This window comes from Enterobacter sp. 118C5 (assembly GCF_034107645.1).
GTDB classification, from domain to species: Bacteria; Pseudomonadota; Gammaproteobacteria; order Enterobacterales; family Enterobacteriaceae; genus Enterobacter; species Enterobacter nematophilus.
The window spans coordinates 149,038-164,292 of the sequence record NZ_JAWNEU010000001.1 but is presented as its reverse complement, the minus strand read 5'-3'; the positions used below and the strand labels follow the sequence as shown (position 1 = coordinate 164,292).

The window sequence follows — 15,255 nt, the reverse complement described above, 5'->3', positions numbered from 1 at the left end:
GTCGCCGGGTTTTTTATTATCAGAAGTATTTCCGCAAATACTCCGTCAGACACAGAATCGCCATCGCCTGTCCGTACGGCATAGACGTCAGCGGGATCTGGCGATAAAACTCAAGATCGCTGCCCATGCCCGTACCGAACGACGTTTGCAGCAACTCCCCTTCCGGCGAGATATTTTTCACGATGCCGCGAATCGCTTTTTCAGCAACGTCAGCATATTCAGGCTCAACGTAGCGCTTCCTCACCGCTTTCAGGATCCCGTAGGCAAAACCGGCCGTAGCGGATGCCTCCAGGTACGAGTTCGGATCGTCCAGCAGCGTATGCCATAGCCCGCTGTCGTCCTGACACTTTGCCAGCGCGGCAATCTGCGGATTTAATACCTGTACCAGGTAGCGGCGCACGGCGTTGTTTTCAGGCAGATCAACCAGTTCGAGGAAGTCGGGGATCACGATGGTGAGCCAGCTGTTGCCGCGCGCCCAGCGGGCATTGGCAAAGTTATGGTTGCCGTCATAATTCCAGCCGTGGAACCACAGCCCGGTCTCCCGGTCCATCAGGTTCTGCACGTGCAGCAGGAACTGATACACCGCCTCTTCAACGTACTCCGGTTTGTTGAGCAGCTTGCCGATTTTCGCCAGCGGCAGCACCGTCATCATCAGCGTATCGTCCCACATCTGCTGATGGTTCTCTTCCGCCAGCGTGATGTGCTGCATGCCGCCGTGTTCAGTGCGCGGCATTTCAGTCATCGCCCACTCCGCCCAGCTCTCCAGCCACGGCAGCCAGGCCGGGTTTTTGGTCTCTTCGTAGCGATAGGCCAGCGTCAGGAACGGCGACATGGTATTGACGTTTTTGGTGGTGGCGCCTTCCGCAAAGCGGTCGGCGAACCAGCTGTCGATAATGTTACGCATCCCTTCGTCGCCGGTCTGGCAGTAGTACTGCCAGATACCATACAACCCGACGCCGTGCGTCCACTCCCATCCGGCCCAGCCTTTGGTGTCGATCACGCGTCCGTCGTCCAGGCGCAGCAAAAACTCCCCCGTTTTGTCGTGGATATTGACCAGGTTGTGCGTCACCTTTTGAATGAGCGATTTCAGCTCATCCCTGGCAATAAAGCGTTCGGGCTGGCGCAATAACGGGCTATGTTTGACAGGCCAAACTTTCATCATCTTAACCTCTGTTGTATGTCGAATTGAGTATCGCGCGATCCTTAAGCGAAGGTGCCGCTGGCTTATTGCGGTTCAGATAGCCGATGTTGTTATTGCCCCACAGTGATTCATAAGGCATACCGGCCAGCATCTCGACGGTGGCGCGGGCGTGTGGCGTCGCTGACTCCGGCATCGCATGACCAAACTCACGCATTTTCGCGGTCTCCTCGCGCAGCGTGCTGTGGGTCTGCAAATTGAGCTTGAAGCGCAGGGAAACGAGGAAGCCGCAGAACAGCACCAGGATGGTGCCCACGCTCAGAATCATCAGAATGGTGTGGCTCACTTCCGCAGGCTGTACCTTCTGACCGCTGACAAAGCCGGACATTTGCATCACGATGCCCACCAGCATCACCGCACCGGCCTGAGATGCTTTACGGGTCAGGGTCATGATTCCGGCGAAAATCCCTTCGCGGCGCTGGCCGGTGATCGCTTCATCCACGTCAGCAATGTAGGTATAGGTATTCCACGGTACGTAGTTGATACCGCCGCGGCCGAGGCCGGCAATGGCAGAAACCAGCAGAAGCAGAGAATAGATATCGCTCAGTCCCGCATAATAGAGTACGGCGTAAGAAATAGAGGCCAGGCCAAACAGCACCACCACCATGCGGTAGGACGGCGCTGGCCCGAAGCGAATACACAGCGGGATCATCCCGATCACGGCGAGGAACTGGAAGATAGCCATCGTGCCGAGCAGGTTGGACGCCATTGACGCTTCCTGCATCAGCACAAACACCACGTAGTAGGTGAAGACTGCGTTAAATACGTCCTGCGCGATGTAGCCGCCGAGGTACATCCCAAGATGCTGGCGGAAAATCTTGATGCGCAGCGTCGAGCTTAATTCGACAAACAGACGATTGATGCTCTGGCCCAGCGTCAGCTTCTTCTTCTCTTCTTCGGCACGCAGCGCCGCTTCAGACCACTCCTCACGCGGGCGCTCCCAGGTAAAGAACCAGACAAAGATCAGCATCAGCGCGCACAGCACGGAGAAGACCAGGCTTGCGTAAAAGAAAGAGACGGCGTTGTCTTTCCCGAATTGCGTGAGCAGGATCCCCGGCAGGAAGGAGGCCAGGATGGCGGACATTTGCGCCATAGAAATACGCGCCCCGGAAAACTTGGTTTTCTGTTTGAAGTCGTCGGTCATTTCCGGCACCAGCGTCTCGTAAGGTACCAGAATCATGGTGTAGACAATATCAAACACCAGATAGGTCAGCAGGTAGTACCAGAAATTCATGTCCCCCACCCACATCAACGAGTAGCTGAACACGCACGGAATACCCAGCAGGATAAAGAACTTACGGCGACCAAAGCGCTTCCCAAGCCGGGTTGTACCGAAATTATCCGTCAAAAAGCCCATTAACGGGCTGACAACGGCATCCAGCACCCTCGCAGCGGCAAAGATGAAGGTTGCTTCAATCGGTGTGAGTCCACAGAAGGTGGTATAAAAATACAAAAGCCAGGCCGCCGTCAGGGCGGTAGTACCCGCCCCGAGAAAATCGCCTGACCCGTAAGCAAGGTAATTTGCGAGTCCAATTTTACGTGTTTTCATTGCCGTCAACCCTAATCAATTTTAGGAGACTCCCTGTAAGCAAACCTCGTCCGGGAGTTTTTACACGGCTACAGTAAATGCATCGACTTCTTCATACCTTTCTGTTTCTGCCATCACAAAGAGGGTGAATGGCAAAAATGCAAAGAGTATCGTCACGCGTGTCACTGATTTATAAAACAGCGTTTCTGTTGCATCAAAAGGTGAGGTCAATTTTGCGAGCCAGCCATCAGAATTGCCTGACGGCTGGTGAAAAGGCAGGCGGTTAGCGGTAGTTCACGATGACAGAATTGCTCTGCACCTTCAGCGCCGGCATTAAGCGTCCCCCGCCCGGCACTTCCCAGATAAAACGCAAAGGTTCAACGGCCGGCACGCCGTTGAACGCCTGCGTTGTGCCATTTTCGCCATCGATTTCCGTGCAGCGGCTCTGTGAGCAGAGGCGCACCCGAAGCCCGGCTGGCGTTGGGCCAATCAGCCGGTAGTTCCAGACCACCATCCCCATCAGGCCAGAAACCGTTTCAGAAGGCGACAGCGGGCCAGAAGACATGGCGACACCGCGGTTGCTCAGGGTCACGCCCATGCTGCTTGCCTGCCAGCTCCCTTCCCCGGCAGCCTGAGCCGCCAGCGGGAAGAGCAAAATCCATAGCCATTTACCCATCATTTTCCTCCAATCGTCGCCGTCATGCGGATATGGCGGTTATCCGACAGTTCCAGATTCGACAGCACAACCAGCTGGTTCAGGCTGCGGCGCAGGAAGCGTGACAGCAGCGGGCGCAGCGCGTGGTTGACCAGCAGCACCGGCGGCGCGCCCAGCATCTCCTGACGCGCCAGCGCCTCCTGGGTCTGCTCCAGCAGACGATCCGCCAGGCCTGGCTCCAGGCCACCTCCGCCCTGGAGGGCCTGCAGCAGCAGGCGCTCAAGCGGCGTATCGAGGCCAATTACCTGGACTTCGCCGGTTCCCGGGAACCACTGCTGGGTGATCGCCCGCCCCAGCGCCACGCGCACCACCGCCGTCAGCTCGTGCGGATCGCTCTGCAGCGGCGCGTGCTCGGCAAGGGTTTCCAGAATGGTACGCATATCGCGGATCGGCACTTTTTCCTCGAGCAGGTTTTGCAGCACCTTGTGCAGCGTGGTTAACGTCAGCACGCCCGGCACCAGGTCTTCCGTCAGCTTCGGCATCTCCTGCGTTACGCGGTCGAGAAGCTGCTGCGCTTCCTGGCGGCCAAACAGCTCTGCCGAGAATTGACCAATCAGATGATTAAGGTGGGTTGCCACCACGGTACTGGCTTCGACAACCGTATAACCCTGAATTTGCGCCTGCTCTTTCAGCGCGCTTTCAATCCAGATTGCCGCCAGGCCAAAGGCCGGATCGACGGTTTGCTCGCCCGGCAGCGTGCCTGCTGCAGTGCCAGGGTTAATAGCCAGCCAGCGACCCGGATAGGCATCACCGCTGCCAATTTCCACACCCTTCATCAGAATGCGGTAGCGCGCGGGCGGCAGGTCCATATTGTCCTTGATGTGAACCACCGGCGGCAGGAAGCCCATGTCCTGGGCGAATTTTTTACGGATACTGCGAATGCGCCCAAGCAGCTCGCCATCCTGCTGAAAATCCACCATCGGGATCAGGCGATACCCGACCTCCATTCCCAGGGAATCTTCCAGCTGAACGTCGTTCCAGGTCGCCTCTACGGCCTGGGTGTTCTCCGGCATTTTCACCGGAACCGGATCCGCAGCCGGTTTGGTCTCACGGCCACGCATCCACCAGGCCAGCCCCAGCAGCCCCGCCGTAAAAAGCAGGAACACGAGGTTTGGCATCCCCGGCACCAGGCCGAGCAGCCCGAGCACCGCAGCCGCCAGCAGCATGACGCGCGGGTTACTGAAGAGCTGGCCAACCATCTGTTCGCCAACGTCCTGATCGGTACTGACGCGGGTCACGATAACACCCGCCGCAGTGGAGATAACCAGCGCCGGGATCTGGGCGACCAGACCGTCACCAATGGTCAGCAGCGTATAGCTCTCCGCCGCGCGGCCCATGTCCATGCCGTGCTGCAGTACCCCCACCAGCAGGCCGCCGACCACGTTAATCACCATGATCAGGATGCCCGCGATGGCATCGCCGCGCACAAACTTACTCGCACCGTCCATGGAGCCGTAGAAGTCCGCTTCCTGAGTCACTTCCGCGCGGCGCTTTTTCGCTTCATCTTCGGCGATAAGCCCGGCGTTCAGGTCGGCGTCGATCGCCATCTGCTTGCCCGGCATCCCGTCCAGCACAAAGCGCGCGCCCACTTCCGCGATACGCCCCGCACCTTTGGTGATAACCATAAAGTTGATGATAACGAGGATAACGAACACCACGATACCGATAGCGAAGTTCCCGCCCACCAGGAAGTGGCCGAAGGCCTCGACTACCTTACCCGCCGCTGCCGCACCGGTGTGGCCTTCCATCAGGATGATACGCGTGGAGGCCACGTTCAGCGCCAGCCGCAGCAGGGTGGTAAACAGCAGAATGGTCGGGAACGCGGCGAACTCCAGGGTGCGCTGGGTGAACATCGCCACCAGCAGCACCATAATGGACAGCGCAATATTGAAGGTGAAAAGCAGATCGAGGATGAACGCCGGGAGCGGCAGTACCATCATCGACAGAATCAACAGGATGAGGATCGGCCCGGCAAGGATCTGCCATTGGGTCGATTTCAGGTTGCCGGGCAGGCGCAACATTGCCACCAGATTAGCCATCAGTGTCCTTCTCGTTCATAAAATCCAGCGCGGCAGGCACCGGAAGGTTCTCAGGTTTGACGGGCCGTTGACCGCCGGCCAGACGCCAGCGCTTCAACTGCCATACCCAGGCCAGCACTTCCGCCACCGCGGCGTAGAGCTGTCCAGGGATCTGTTGTCCGATATCCGCGTGGCGGTAGAGGGCGCGCGCCAGCGGAGGCGCCTCCAGGATCGGCACGCGGTTTTCGGTGCCAATTTCCCGGATGCGCAGTGCAATCAGCCCCGCCCCTTTCGCCACCACTTTCGGCGCGCTCATTTTGTTTTCGTCATAGCGCAGCGCCACGGAATAGTGTGTCGGGTTGGTAACGATGACGTCCGCCTTCGGCACATCTTCCATCATGCGGCGACGGGCGGCGGCACGCTGCATCTGGCGGATGCGCCCCTTCACGTGCGGGTCACCTTCCATCTGCTTATATTCGTCGCGGATGTCCTGACGCGACATTCGCAGTTTCTTGAAGTGGGAATAAAGCTGGAAGATCACGTCAAAACCCACCATCGGAATAATGCTGAGCACCACCAGCAGCGCGCAAAGCCCGACCAGGTTCAGCGCATTGCTCATCGCGGTAAGGGGCGACTCGCTGATAAGGCGCATCATTTCGGGCCAGTGGTACCAGAGGAAAAACCCTGCGGAGCTGCCCATCAGCACCGATTTGAGAATGGCCTTGAGCAGCTCGGCCCCGGTTTGCGCCGAGAACATTTTCGCAATGCCCGGGAGCGGGTTCAGTTTCGAAAATTTGGGTTGCAGCGATTTTCCGCTAAAGACCAGCCCGCCCAGCATCACCGGGGAGACCAGCGCCACCAGCACCACGCCGGTAATCAGGGGGAGCAGCGCAACCATGGCCCCTTTTATCAGCTGAATAATCTGGCTGAGGATTAAATTCGGATCGTTGACCATGCTGTGGTCAAAACGTAAGCCGGTGGAGAGCATCCCCGCCAGCTTGCGGGCGAGCGACTCCCCGCCCCACCAGATAATGCACACCCCAACGATAAGGATCAGCAGGGAGGTTAATTCTCGGGATCGGGGGATCTGCCCTTCCTCACGCGCTTTTTCAAGTCGGTGGGGTGTGGGGGCTTCCGTTTTGTCGTCGTTCTCTTCTGCCACAATGCATGCTCAGCCCATTACGTCACGGGTATCATGCCAGTCCCCTGCCTCATCAATGGGCTGAAAAAGCCCTATAACCGCGTTCTTTTATCCAGTTCAAAGCCAGGCTAAGCACAAGCAAAGAGGAAGAATGGAGGAATAATGATCGATCGGCTCCAGAAAGCCGTTTTTTAGCATGATTTTTTATTGAAAATGAACTTAGCAAAAATTAATTATGACCTGTGATGCTTAATATTCAGAAAAGAATTCTCACAAAACGCCATTTTTTTTAATTATTAGATTATCAAAGTGCTAAATCTATGTAAATTTAATAAGTCAGGGATATTTATCATATAAGTCTCATTAATTTACAAAAATCCACACGAGCATTATCATATATAATATGTATTAAGCCCTGCGCTTACCTGAGCAAAATTACCCGCTATACTTCGGAACGGCGTAATTTGACCTCCCCCTCAAATTGCATGCCCTATATTTTTAAACTCAGGAAATTTTGCAGATGGACTTCAAAAATAACATTATTGCAGGTGTTGTGCTTGCCACCATTTCGATGGGTACTTTTGCTGCCGAAATGAACGCAGGGACGATTCACTTCACGGGTCAAATTATCGAACCTAGCTGTACCATTGAAGGTGATAATGGTACAGACAGTACTGTGCCTTTAGGGACGTATCCAAAATCGGTATTTACTGAAGTCGGTAAAGAAACCGATCTTATGGATTTTACTATCACGCTCGCAAATTGCCCGCTTAAAAGTGATGGCCTCCCTGCTGTACAGTTAACATTTAATGGTCAAACAACTCTAACAGGTTCAACGACTTTGCTGGATGTCAGCAAGATCACCACCGAGGGTGAAAAAGCCGCAACAGGAATTGGTATTGCTGTAAGTCCTGCCGGTGATGCAACAAAATTCATTGCTTTCGACGGTAGTGAAGAGCAGGTCAAGATCACATTGCCGACGATAAAAGACGATCAAATTCATGCAGACTTCACAGCACGCTACAAATCCTTTGCAGCGACTGTTGAGCCGGGGGCGGCAGATGCCGATCTAACCGTGAATATTCTTTATCGTTAATATCAGTAATTAACGCATTCTCTTATTAAACATTTTTCAGGCGAATTTACCTGGAAAAAAAACGCCGGTAATAGCTCAAAAACAGGGCTATTACCGTTAATTTATGAGTCAATGATTGCAGGCTTTTTTTATGCGCAAACTACCGCACATATTTTTCTGTCTTATGTTCAGCTTGAGTTCAATTAGTCATGCGGCGGGTATTCAGATTGGACGCACACGCATCATTTATAATGCGGACAAAAAAGAGATTGCCCTGCCACTGGTGAACAAGGACAACGCTCTGCCCTGGCTAGTACAGTCATGGACGGATACGGGTGACGGTAAAACGCGCGGCCCCTTCATCATTACCCCACCGCTTTTCCGTCTCGATCCTCAAAAAGAACAAAGTCTTCGCATCGCATGGAATGGCACCGTATTGCCAGACGACCGTGAAAGTATTTTCTACATGAATATTCGAACCATTCCAGCGACGGCAAAAGAGGACAGCGATAAAAATGTTATGCGGTTGATCTATAAAACGCGGCTGAAGCTTTTCTGGCGGCCTGATGGTTTAAAGGGAACGCAAGGAGAAACCTGTAAAAATCTGCATTTTAAGCGGCAAAACAATGAGCTGCAGGTGATCAACGAGGGTGCGTACTACAGTACGTTTGACAGCTTATATGTAGGCAACGCAAAGGTTGAAAAGGCCGATATGGTAGCCCCCGCTTCCGCGATCTCCGTTGACCTTCCAAAAAATATCGCAGGAAACCGCGTGAGCTGGCGCTGCATCACCGACTATGGAAATGCCTCAGATCAATACACCTCCACATTGGTTCAGGAATAAAACGATAATATGACTAAGGGATTACGTCTATTCCACGATAAATACAACGTACCAAGTGCGCCTGTACTCTGCTGCATCAGCGGAGCGTTGCTGCTGAACTCCGGTAATATCTACGCACGTGAATATCTTTTTTCGCCTTCCTCGCTTGAGGGCGATGCACTCACACAGCAAGATATCGACCTTTCGCTCTTTTCTAAAGAAAATAGCCAACTTCCTGACCGCTATTCATCGCATATACGTATCAACACGATGCGACTGCGCGATCAAGACATTACCTATAAAAGTAGCGATACAGGTGAACTCATCGCGCAAATATCACCTGACATGCTGCGTCAATGGGGAGTCGATGTAGACAAATACCCCTCACTGGCAAAGCTGGAGGGGCAAACTCCACTGACAAAGCCTTTGTCTGACTTTATCCCGTTCGCATCATCATCACTCGATTTTAGCGAAATGACGCTCAATTTGAGTATTCCGCAGGCGGCATTACTAAGCGACAGCCCAGACTTTATCGCTCCTTCCCGGTGGAATGATGGCGTCCCGGTGATGTTCGCAGATTATGCTTTTTCGGGCTCTCAGCACAAAGACAGCGCAAAGAATGCGACTTCCAGCCAGTACCTCAATTTGCGAAGCGGTGCCAATCTTGGCGGATGGCGGTTGCGCAATTATTCAACATGGAATAATACGGAAGATGCTTCGAGCTGGGATTCCATCAACACCTTTCTCCAGCATGATATTGACGTTCTAAGAGCTCAGTTCACAGCGGGTGAAAACAGCACTCGCGGTGAGGTATTTGACAGTCTGCAATATCGCGGGGTCAATCTGGTGTCTGATGAAGAGATGCTGCCCTACAGCCAACGTGGATTTGCACCCGTCATTCGCGGCATCGCAAGCTCGAATGCCGAAGTCTCGGTACGGCAGAACGGTTATCTCATTTATCAGCAAAACGTGGCTCCCGGGGCATTCGAAATAAACGATCTTTACTCTACAACCAATAGCGGGGACCTGGAGGTAACGATAAAAGAAGCCGATGGTAGCGAACACCATTTCACCCAGCCTTACTCAAGCATCGCGGTAATGCAGCGGCCAGGCCATCTGAAGTATGAATTCACAGCGGCACGGTATCGTGCTGACAGCGGGAGCGATCAAAAAGAGCCGCTGTTTGTACAGGGAAGCGTTATTTACGGCCTTAATAATACCGTCACGCTGTTCGGAGGATTGACCGCATCTGAAGATTATCAGGCGCTCAACAGTGGCGCGGGCATCGCTTTGGGTCCATTAGGCTCACTTTCAGCAGATGTGACGATGGCAAAAACCCGTCTCGATAATAATGACGAGAGCACGGGGCAATCCTATCGCCTACTGTACTCCGGTAAAGTTGATACCACGGGCACCAATTTCACCCTGGCCAGTTATCGCTATTCTACCAGCGGATATTATAGCTTCGCCGATGCCGCGCAAAAATATGATGACAACGAAGACAACTGGCTATACCGCTATAACAAACGCAACCGCATCCAGGCCAGCATTAGCCAGAATGTATTAGGCAGCAGCGTTTATCTGAACGGCTATCAACAGGATTACTGGGGGACCTCGCTGAAGGAACGTAACCTCTCAGCCGGATTTAATACGGTTGTAGATGGTATCAGCATGCATATGGCCTACACCTACAGTAAAAACAATGATGACAGTGCCGACAGGATGGTTTCTTTTGGCATCAGTATGCCGTTAAGTAGATGGCTTCCGCGCGCCTGGAGCAGCTACACCATCAGCAATACCAGGCATGGTTACACCCGCCAAAATTTAGGTATTAATGGAACGCTGCTGGACGATGAGCGTATGAGCTATTCACTTCAGCAGAGTCGTTCTAATCACGACGGAGAGGACACCAGTAGCGTTTATAGCAATTATCGTTCGCGTTACGCCAACCTGAATGTGGGCTACTACTATTCTTCAGACAACACTCAGCAGTTCAACTACGGTGTTAGTGGTGCCGTTGTTGCACATCCCCACGGCGTCACGCTTGCTCAGCCATTAGGCAATCAATTTGCCATCGTCAATGCCGAGGGTGCCGAAGGGGTTCGCTTTAAGAACCAGCGCGGTATTCAGACGGACTGGCAGGGAAATGCGGTCATTCCGTCACTTACTCCCTACCAGGAAAACCGTATCCGCATTGATACCACTAGCCTTCCGGAAGATGTTGATACAAGCGAAACCGCCATTACGGTCATCCCCTCACGCAGTGCTGCGGTCGTAGCGAGCTTTGATGCCCACGTTGGCTATCGTGCGTTGGTCACCCTCACGCGTCCTGACGGCCGAAATGTCCCTTTTGGTGCTATTGCCAGCGTTAGTCAGTCCGACATCAGTGGGATCGTTGATGACACCGGAACACTCTATCTCGCCGGAATTGGCGAGGAAAGTCAGGTGAAAGTGAGTTGGGGAAACGCTACTGAGCAGCAGTGTATCGCTCATATCTCCCTCAATTCATCGCAGGGGTTAACCGGCCCAACGGGGATCCGCTATGCCCGAGTTATTTGTCAGCAGGAACAACAGCATGTTAACTAACTTCAAAATGCCCCTTGCCCTTCTTGTTAAAGTGACAGTCGTGTCTCTCATGTTGTCCTTTTCTGTTCATGCCTCGACGGTTCTAAAAAATTGCTTTAGCTCACCTCAGGATTATACCGTTAGCTATGAACGTGAACTGAGTGCAGCAGAAAACATTGCCGGGAGTGAAATTGTGGACAACATGCACCTTCTCGGTAATGGAGCAGAGATGGACGCTAACTGCAGTTGCGTCAGTGATATGGAAGAGTCCACCAGCGTTATGGAAATGACGTTGGCCGGAAGCCCATTAAGTGCAGGTGCCAGTGGTTACGGCTATCTGAATGACGTACTGGATATTCATGTATCCGGTTACAGCGATGCCATTAACTCTCCGGACGGCGCTAATTTGACGAAGCTAGAGGTATTCCAGTATCCGACGCCTCGTTCCTCCATGCAAAAAAAAGTTGAAAACATTAAAACAACAGAAGGTACTGCCAGTGTGTGCAGTAACGATACTCGTCCTGCTGGCGAACCCCGTCCCAAACGCATGTTCAAATGGAACGTCATCGCGGCTAATTTTCTGATCAAAAAACCTATTCTTGGGGTCATCTCGTTCCCTCCTACCCTGGTCGTTCAGAACTATGCCTGCATCTATATTAGCGGTAGTTGTGCCCCGTCTGATGCAGAATTGGTCTCTAACATTTGGTTAAGCGGGACTATTTCTGCACCGTTGAGCTGTACGATCAACGAGGGCAGTACTATTGAGGTCGATTTCGGTGAACTGGTGTCCAGCCAGTTTGTTGCAAAAGGGCAGCAACCAAAAGGCTATACGCTGAAAGATGTCGATATCTCTTACCACTGTGACGATAACGCCATAGGGAGTGACGACAGAATCAAGCTTACCCTCACCGCAGACCAGGGGGTAGTCGACAGCAGCGACCCGGTTATCGCCAAAATGGTTGGCCGGGAGGATATTGGCGTGAAAGTTTATAATGAGGACAATCTTAACATTGCACTGGATGGGACCTACGAGTTCCCGGTTACAATAGACGAGCAGGGAAATGGCCTTGTACGCATCAAAGCAACACCGGTTAGCACCCTCAATGAGAAACCTCAACCCGGTAGTTTTGAAGGTAACGTGACGGTGAAAATGGATCTGCGCTAACCGAAACACCCTCAGGTTGACGCCGCAACCTGAGGGTAATCACAGTTATCAGAAGCCGAGGCTATCCAGCAGGTCGTCCACCTGGTCCTGGCTTGCCACCACGCCTGCCTTGCTGGCGTCGAGCTGCGGCCCATTGAGCAGGCTTTCGTTCTCGCGTTTTGGACGGGCAGCCGGTTCCGGGATGTTCTCCAGCAGGACCATCAGCAGCTGGCGCTCAATCTCCTGAATCACATCCATCATGCGCTTGATAACCTGACCGGTCAGGTCCTGGAAATCCTGCGCCATCATGATGTCCAGCAGCTGGGCGTTGGTGAAGCTGGTGTGGCCCGGCACATCCCCCAGGAACTGACGGGTGTCGGTGACCAGCTCGCGGGCATCCGCCAGCTCAATGGGGTTCTCGAACCACTCATCCCAGCGTTGGGTCAGGGCTTTCGCGCCCTTTTCCATCGCGTCCTGGTGCGGCTGTGACGCTTCAACGCTGTTCAGCGCACGCTCAGCCGCCTGAGCGGTCATCTGCACAACGTAGTCCAGACGATCGCGGGCGTCCGGGATCGCTTCCGCCGCTTCGGCAATGGCCTGATCCAGCCCCAGTTCACGCAGGCTGTCACGCAGCATGCGCGTCAGGCTGCCGATGCGCACGATGATGTCGCTCGGCGAGTGTTCTTCAACGGGTTTCATTGCAGGTTGCATCATCACCAACACCTCACATGCCGAGTTTCTCGAAGATCTTACCGAGCTTCTCTTCCAAGGTCGCTGCGGTGAATGGCTTCACCACGTAGCCGCTTGCGCCCGCCTGTGCAGCGGCAATGATGTTCTCTTTTTTCGCTTCTGCAGTGACCATCAGCACCGGCATAGACGCCATGCCCGCGTCCGCACGAATCGTTTTCAGCAGCTCCAGACCGTCCATGTTTGGCATGTTCCAGTCGGAGATCACGAAACCAAACCCGCCAGCCTGCAGTTTGTTCAGCGCATCCACGCCGTCCTCCGCTTCTTCAACGTTGTTGAAGCCCAGCTCTTTCAGCAGGTTGCGCACAATGCGACGCATGGTGGAAAAGTCATCCACAACCAAAAACTTAAGCTCTTTATCCGCCATAAAATAATACTCCTGAGTCAAATACGTATTGCCTGTCCGGCACTGATTTTCGCCAGCATCTGCTGGCTTACCTGGCTAAGATCGACCACTTCGCTCACGCCACCCATATTGATGGCCTCGCGCGGCATGCCGAACACCACACAACTTGCTTCATTCTGCGCAATCGTCCAGGCGCCAGCCTGGTGCATTGCAAGCATTCCGGCGGCACCGTCGTTGCCCATCCCCGTCAGGATCACCCCAACGGCGTTGCGCCCCGCATGTTTCGCCACCGAATGAAACAGCACATCCACCGACGGACGGTGCCGGTTGACCGGCGGTCCGTCATGAATTTTGATTTGATAGTTAGCGCCGCTGCGCGCCAGTTCCATATGTTTATCGCCCGGGGCGATATACGCATGGCCCGGCAGCACGCGCTCGCCGTCTTCCGCCTCTTTCACGCTGATCTGGCACAGCTTGTTCAGACGTTCGGCGAACGAGCGGGTAAAGCCTGGCGGCATATGCTGAGTAATCAGAATACCCGGACTTGAAAGCGGCAATGGCTGGAGTACATGGCGAATTGCCTCTGTTCCTCCGGTTGACGCCCCAATAACCAGCAGTTTTTCCGAGCTGAGTAACGGTCCGGCCTTCAGGGTTGCCGGCGCGGCCATCGGCTTGTGGGCCGCGAGCTTTGCGCGCGACGCGGTGCGAATTTTCTCCGCGATCATCTCGCTGTACGCCAGCATCCCCTCGCGAATGCCGAGCTGCGGTTTGGTGACAAAATCCACCGCCCCCAGCTCCAGCGCGCGCAGGGTGATCTCAGATCCTTTCCCGGTCAGGGAGGAGACCATCACCACCGGCATGGGCCGCAGCCGCATCAATTTCTCCAGGAAATCTATGCCATCCATGCGCGGCATCTCGACATCCAGCGTTAGCACGTCGGGGTTATATTTTTTAATTAAATCCCGCGCTACCAGCGGATCTGGCGCAGTGGCCACCATCTCCATGTCGCTGTGGCTATTGATGATTTCAGTCATGATCTGGCGCATCAGCGCTGAATCATCGACGGACAATACCCTGATTTTACTCATGCTTTTTCCTTACTCAGCGCATATACCGTTTGCCCACGCAGGCTAAACTCACGCGCGAGGTTGCTGAAGTTTTCCGAGTGCCCGGCAAACAGTAAACCGTCAGGCTTGAGCAACGGAACAAACCGACGCAGAATGTCCTGTTGCGTCGTTTTATCAAAATAGATCATGACGTTACGGCAAAAAATGGCGTCGAAAGGACCCGGCACGTTGTACTGCTTATCGAGCAGGTTAACGGGCGCGAATTCGACGCAGTTCGCCAGCTCCTGGCGTACGCGAACCAGGCCTTCATGCGGCCCCGTACCGCGCATGAAGTAACGCTGCAGCTGCTGCGGCGACAGCGTTTTCAGCTCGTCCTGGCGATACACGCCGTTGCGCGCCTTCTCCAGCACCTCGGTGTCGATATCGCTGGCGTAGACTTTCCAGCGCCCCGGCGCCATGCCCAGCGTGTCTGCAAGGGTGATCGCCAGCGAGTACGGCTCTTCGCCCGTCGAGGCGGCCGCACTCCAGACGCGATACTCCCCGGTGCGACGCCGCGCGTGCTCGGCCAGAACCGGAAAGTGGTGGGCTTCACGGAAAAAGGCCGTCAGGTTGGTGGTTAACGAGTTAATAAAAGCCTGCCACTCCGCGCTGTTCTGGTTCGCTTCGAGCATGCTCAGATAGCGACCAAAATCATCCAGCCCCAGCGTACGCAAGCGCCGCACCAGCCGGTTGTAGACCATGTCCCGCTTATGATCCGCAAGCACGATCCCCGCACGCTGGTAGATTAACTGACATATCCGACGAAAATGCGCGTCGGACAGCGCGAGGCGCTGTGTCATCTGCAACAATAATGACGTTTGCCCAGGGGGCATTGGTGATGTCATAGCG

The 15,255-nt window shown here is 54.2% G+C and carries 13 protein-coding genes; 4 read left to right on the top strand and 9 right to left on the bottom strand.

Going from position 1 to position 15,255, the window contains the following annotated elements; genetic code table 11:
• Positions 1 to 19: 19 nt before the first annotated feature.
• The 5 genes from UTO39_RS00790 to flhB all read right to left on the bottom strand — a co-directional run bounded on the left by UTO39_RS00790 (position 20) and on the right by flhB (position 6,621).
• The gene (locus UTO39_RS00790; RefSeq protein WP_320726647.1) at positions 20 to 1,159 is read right to left on the bottom strand and encodes a glycoside hydrolase family 105 protein; all 1,140 of its coding nucleotides are present in this window, start codon (positions 1,157 to 1,159) and stop codon (positions 20 to 22) included.
• 4 nt (positions 1,160 to 1,163) lie between these two features.
• Positions 1,164 to 2,747, bottom strand: coding sequence for an MFS transporter (locus UTO39_RS00785; RefSeq protein WP_320726199.1), 1,584 nt, complete (start codon positions 2,745 to 2,747; stop codon positions 1,164 to 1,166).
• Between the two features lie 262 nt (positions 2,748 to 3,009).
• A complete protein-coding gene (locus UTO39_RS00780) occupies positions 3,010 to 3,402 on the bottom strand; it encodes a flagellar protein FlhE (RefSeq protein WP_061097862.1) in 393 nt (130 codons plus the stop codon).
• The gene (flhA, locus tag UTO39_RS00775) at positions 3,402 to 5,480 is read right to left on the bottom strand and encodes a flagellar biosynthesis protein FlhA (RefSeq protein ID WP_061097861.1); all 2,079 of its coding nucleotides are present in this window, start codon (positions 5,478 to 5,480) and stop codon (positions 3,402 to 3,404) included. Before flhA ends, UTO39_RS00780 begins: the two co-directional genes overlap by 1 nt.
• A complete protein-coding gene (gene flhB / locus UTO39_RS00770; protein ID WP_041909432.1) occupies positions 5,473 to 6,621 on the bottom strand; it encodes a flagellar biosynthesis protein FlhB in 1,149 nt (382 codons plus the stop codon). The genes flhA and flhB overlap by 8 nt, the downstream gene beginning before the upstream one ends.
• Positions 6,622 to 7,120: 499 nt before the next feature.
• On the opposite strand from flhB, the gene UTO39_RS00765 reads away from it, so the two are divergent.
• The 4 genes from UTO39_RS00765 (at position 7,121) to UTO39_RS00750 (ending at position 12,228) form a co-directional block, all read left to right on the top strand.
• Positions 7,121 to 7,696, top strand: a complete 576-nt coding sequence (locus tag UTO39_RS00765) for a fimbrial protein (RefSeq protein WP_061097859.1) — start codon at positions 7,121 to 7,123, stop codon at positions 7,694 to 7,696.
• Positions 7,697 to 7,826: 130 nt separating this feature from the next.
• Positions 7,827 to 8,519, top strand: a complete 693-nt coding sequence (locus UTO39_RS00760) for a molecular chaperone (protein WP_061097858.1) — start codon at positions 7,827 to 7,829, stop codon at positions 8,517 to 8,519.
• Between the two features lie 9 nt (positions 8,520 to 8,528).
• Entirely contained in the window at positions 8,529 to 11,084 is a 2,556-nt protein-coding gene (locus UTO39_RS00755; RefSeq protein ID WP_320726198.1) for a fimbria/pilus outer membrane usher protein, read from the top strand.
• Complete coding sequence (locus UTO39_RS00750; protein WP_320726197.1) at positions 11,074 to 12,228, top strand: fimbrial protein; 1,155 nt, start codon at positions 11,074 to 11,076, stop codon at positions 12,226 to 12,228. The genes UTO39_RS00755 and UTO39_RS00750 overlap by 11 nt, the downstream gene beginning before the upstream one ends.
• Before the next feature lie 48 nt (positions 12,229 to 12,276).
• On the opposite strand, the gene cheZ is transcribed toward UTO39_RS00750, so the two are convergent.
• The 4 genes from cheZ to cheR are packed head-to-tail and all read right to left on the bottom strand — an operon-like array spanning position 12,277 to position 15,251.
• Positions 12,277 to 12,921, bottom strand: coding sequence for a protein phosphatase CheZ (gene cheZ, locus UTO39_RS00745; RefSeq protein WP_028013643.1), 645 nt, complete (start codon positions 12,919 to 12,921; stop codon positions 12,277 to 12,279).
• Between the two features lie 10 nt (positions 12,922 to 12,931).
• Positions 12,932 to 13,321: a chemotaxis response regulator CheY gene (gene cheY, locus UTO39_RS00740; protein ID WP_008500431.1), complete on the bottom strand. Its 390-nt coding sequence runs from the start codon at positions 13,319 to 13,321 to the stop codon at positions 12,932 to 12,934.
• Positions 13,322 to 13,338: 17 nt separating this feature from the next.
• Positions 13,339 to 14,388 carry a chemotaxis response regulator protein-glutamate methylesterase gene (locus tag UTO39_RS00735; RefSeq protein ID WP_014884341.1) on the bottom strand — a complete coding sequence of 350 codons (1,050 nt, stop codon included), beginning with the start codon at positions 14,386 to 14,388 and terminating at the stop codon, positions 13,339 to 13,341.
• Positions 14,385 to 15,251 carry a protein-glutamate O-methyltransferase CheR gene (gene cheR, locus UTO39_RS00730; RefSeq protein ID WP_014884342.1) on the bottom strand — a complete coding sequence of 289 codons (867 nt, stop codon included), beginning with the start codon at positions 15,249 to 15,251 and terminating at the stop codon, positions 14,385 to 14,387. Before cheR ends, UTO39_RS00735 begins: the two co-directional genes overlap by 4 nt.
• Positions 15,252 to 15,255 lie beyond the last annotated feature (4 nt).

What these genes read in the sequence shown, in the direction of transcription:
- UTO39_RS00790 (WP_320726647.1), bottom strand. Translation starts at nt 1,159, where the DNA reads ATGAAAGTTTGGCCTGTCAAACATAGCCCGTTATTGCGCCAGCCCGAA.
- UTO39_RS00785 (WP_320726199.1), bottom strand. Translation starts at nt 2,747, where the DNA reads ATGAAAACACGTAAAATTGGACTCGCAAATTACCTTGCTTACGGGTCA.
- UTO39_RS00780 (WP_061097862.1), bottom strand. Translation starts at nt 3,402, where the DNA reads ATGGGTAAATGGCTATGGATTTTGCTCTTCCCGCTGGCGGCTCAGGCT.
- flhA (WP_061097861.1), bottom strand. Translation starts at nt 5,480, where the DNA reads ATGGCTAATCTGGTGGCAATGTTGCGCCTGCCCGGCAACCTGAAATCG.
- UTO39_RS00765 (WP_061097859.1), top strand. Translation starts at nt 7,121, where the DNA reads ATGGACTTCAAAAATAACATTATTGCAGGTGTTGTGCTTGCCACCATT.
- UTO39_RS00760 (WP_061097858.1), top strand. Translation starts at nt 7,827, where the DNA reads ATGCGCAAACTACCGCACATATTTTTCTGTCTTATGTTCAGCTTGAGT.
- UTO39_RS00755 (WP_320726198.1), top strand. Translation starts at nt 8,529, where the DNA reads ATGACTAAGGGATTACGTCTATTCCACGATAAATACAACGTACCAAGT.
- UTO39_RS00750 (WP_320726197.1), top strand. Translation starts at nt 11,074, where the DNA reads ATGTTAACTAACTTCAAAATGCCCCTTGCCCTTCTTGTTAAAGTGACA.
- cheZ (WP_028013643.1), bottom strand. Translation starts at nt 12,921, where the DNA reads ATGATGCAACCTGCAATGAAACCCGTTGAAGAACACTCGCCGAGCGAC.
- cheY (WP_008500431.1), bottom strand. Translation starts at nt 13,321, where the DNA reads ATGGCGGATAAAGAGCTTAAGTTTTTGGTTGTGGATGACTTTTCCACC.
- UTO39_RS00735 (WP_014884341.1), bottom strand. Translation starts at nt 14,388, where the DNA reads ATGAGTAAAATCAGGGTATTGTCCGTCGATGATTCAGCGCTGATGCGC.
- cheR (WP_014884342.1), bottom strand. Translation starts at nt 15,251, where the DNA reads ATGACATCACCAATGCCCCCTGGGCAAACGTCATTATTGTTGCAGATG.